Below are 3,147 nucleotides of genomic sequence, written 5' to 3' on the forward strand. Positions count from 1 at the left end.
GAAAGCGCGGTCAATAATTTTTGGATTAAATCTATCATTCTAAAATCTGATTGTTTATGATTAAGAAGATATTTTATATACTGTCATTATATACGGTGGCAACTGTTGCGGGTAGCTGCACCAAACTGCATGAACGGGTGTTAGATGAAACTTCCAGTACCGGCTCTACCGAAAAGGAAGTAGCCGAAGGGCTGATCGCTCCTGTATATGCGATTTTACCGGGGCTCTTTCAGCACACTCAGTATTTTGCCTTACAGCAAATTTCTACAGATCAGGCCATATTGCCATACAGGGGAGGTACGGATTGGGGAGATAATGGTATTTATATTTCATTGCACAAGCATGAAACTACCAGTGCCGACCCCAACGTAAGGAATGTTTGGAATAACTTAACACAAGGCATTTCGCGCTCTATACTGGCGATCAATGCACTACCTTCCAGCACCGATCCCAATGCCCAGCTTTTTTTAGCCGAAGCAAGAGGAATGCGTGCTTATTATAACCTGCTTTGCCTCGACTTATTCGGAATAGCTTTTCAAAAAGACGACCCCCAGACCAACTCCGTAATTTTGAGAGGGAACGATGCTGTAGAATACATTAAATCGGAATTGCTGGCCATTGAACCCATCGTTCGTGATGATACCGGTCCGGGCAGGATTACCAAAGCTGCAGTATGGGGATTGCTGGCAAGATTGCATTTACAGGCTGCGGTTTACAGGGACATCTATGGGTCATTTAATTTTACGGGTGAAGATATGGACAAGGTGATCCAATACTGCGACCAGATCATCAATTCAGGGAAATTTGTATTGTCGCCGGAGTATTTTGAAATATTTGACGACGCCAATCATACCAATAAAGAGTTGATCTTTGCGGTTGACCAAAGGGCAGATCTCAACGGGCACAACCGCATGGCATATTTTTCTCTTTCCGGAGATCAGTTCCCGCTCGCTGCCTATCCGGGCGCAAACGGCACCGATGGACCCGGCATTACCTCCGACTTTTATCAAACCTGGGCACAGGCCTATGCGCCCAATGATCCGGCGGAAATGGATGGCAGGTTCTTTAAGCGGAATCTCGATACTACAACAACCTGCATCCCGGGAGATGATTTTCACATTGACCGTGGTATATTAAGAGGGCAGCAATACGGGCTGATAAGAACGGGAGGTGCGTTTGAAACATGCCCTAACGGAGATATGAAAGTGGGCAAGCTGTACAACAATACCCGTAACCGTCCCGACCTGCCTGTATTTTTTACGGAAAACATAGATTTTACCGTTGCAGGAAGCAATTACAACAATGGTTACCGTGTTGAAAAATACGAGTTCAGCCGAGGATCTGTAAGCGGTCGTAATTTCGGGGAGCATGATATTGTGATCCTTCGCCTGGCAGACATTTACCTGATGCGGGCAGAAGCCAGGTTACGAAAAGGCGGTGGCGAAGCAGAAGCGCTGGCAGACGTGAACACCGTTCGCGCCTCCAGGACTGCCAGAGTGGTGCCGCCGGCTTTAACAGAAATAAACCTGGATCTATTGTATCGCGAGAGAGGGTTTGAGTTGTATTGGGAAAACGTTTGCCGTACCGATATGATCCGTTTTGGAAAATATGAAGGCACATGGACAGAGAAAACCAATTCCGATCCTCAGAAACGCATTTTTCCCATTCCGCAAAATGCAATAGACGGGGCATCTAACCTGCCAGATTACCTGATACAGAACGCCGGATATTAATATATCCGGCAGACATTTATTTCAGTCCGGGGTTGTCTCAAAAGTTATGTTTTGCCACTAAGGCACTAACCTGCCTGCCGGCAGGAACACGAAGAAAATAAAATCTGAAGATCAGGACTTTGTGTATTGGTGTCTTTGTGGCATATTTTCTATACCGGCCTTTTGAGACAACCTCGGATTTTTATTTCACCTGTCTTCCCCGAACAACAATGATGCTGTAATTCGTCAGCATTGCAAAAACATAATGGGTACAAAAAATATTTATTCTAACCAGTATTAATTTGTTTGTTCCAGGCACCTGCCAACCATTTCAATCGCCTCATCTACCGTTTCTTTCTTTGTTCTGAATGCTAATATTGCTATACGAATTACAAACCGGTTATTGATCATTGAGGAGCTTAAAAAAACAGAACCATCCTGGTGTATTTTACGCATCAACTGTCTGTTCTTTTCATCTGTATCAGATTTAAACGGATACCAGAAATAACTAACGGACAGGTCGGGTTCAGGGCCAAGGCAAAAACCAAGCTTGCCAAGTTGATATCTAAAGTATCTAACCAGCAACAATTTTTCTTCAAGGCAGGAAACAAACGGCTCTATGCCGTGAATTTGTAATGGCAGCCATACCCGGAGTCCTCTGAAATGCCTGGTCAATTCGGGAGATAAATTAGCAGGGCTTTTTAGTAATTCCTCATTGTATCCGTCCTGCATATAGTTGGCGGTATAATAGTGTGAATACAGAGCGGCGTTTCTGTCCTTAATTAATACGGCACCTACCCCATACGGTAAGAATAGCCCTTTATGAGGATCAACAATCAATGAGTCTGCTCTTTCAATTCCTTTAAATAAATCTTTCTTCGATGTCAAAATAAAAAAACCGCCGTAAGCAGCATCTATGTGAAACCATAACTTGTGCTGTTGTGCTATACCGGCGATTTCGTCTAACGGGTCAACTGTTCCTGTATCTGTAGTACCTGCTGTTGCTACTATCAAAAAGGGATTAAGCCCATCGGCTTTATCTTTTTCTATTAACCCGCTTAAAGTGTTTGATATAATTCTGTGCCTGTCGTCTATGGGGATATACCGAATGGTTACATCTTCAAGTCCGATAATGCGTAATGCCTTTTGGGTAGAATGGTGAACCTGCCCGCTAAGATAAACTACGCTTTTAGGGATGAGCTCATTTTTAATTTTGTATTTATCTCTTGCCGCCGTAAATGCAATTAGTGTGGATATTGAGCCCCCTGAAGACAAACACCCTACAGCGTTTTCAGGAAAAGAAAACACGCACTTCAGCCATTCAATTACTTCATTTTCGATTGTAGCAGCACCGGGGGATGCATAATAAGCACTGGCAAATGGGTTAGTAATTGCAGCAATAAAATCGGCAAGTGCTGCTGTAAAAATACCTCCA

The 3,147-nt window shown here is 43.8% G+C and carries 2 protein-coding genes; one reads left to right on the forward strand and one right to left on the reverse strand.

Annotation, left to right across the window (positions count from 1 at the left end; genetic code table 11):
- Positions 1 to 56: 56 nt before the first annotated feature.
- Positions 57 to 1,733 (forward strand): RagB/SusD family nutrient uptake outer membrane protein, encoded by a 1,677-nt coding sequence (locus PLH26_RS21160; protein WP_324588006.1) that lies wholly within the window; start codon positions 57 to 59, stop codon positions 1,731 to 1,733.
- 276 nt (positions 1,734 to 2,009) lie between these two features.
- On the opposite strand, the gene PLH26_RS21165 is transcribed toward PLH26_RS21160, so the two are convergent.
- Positions 2,010 to 3,147: pyridoxal phosphate-dependent decarboxylase family protein (locus PLH26_RS21165; protein WP_324588007.1), on the reverse strand; the 1,138-nt coding region annotated here is incomplete at its 5' end.

Origin of the sequence: Agriterribacter sp. (assembly GCF_035444585.1) — a bacterium.
Classification (GTDB): domain Bacteria; phylum Bacteroidota; class Bacteroidia; order Chitinophagales; family Chitinophagaceae; genus Agriterribacter.

Coding starts and splice junctions, on each gene's coding strand:
- PLH26_RS21160 (WP_324588006.1), top strand. CDS start 57: ATGATTAAGAAGATATTTTATATACTGTCATTATATACGGTGGCAACT.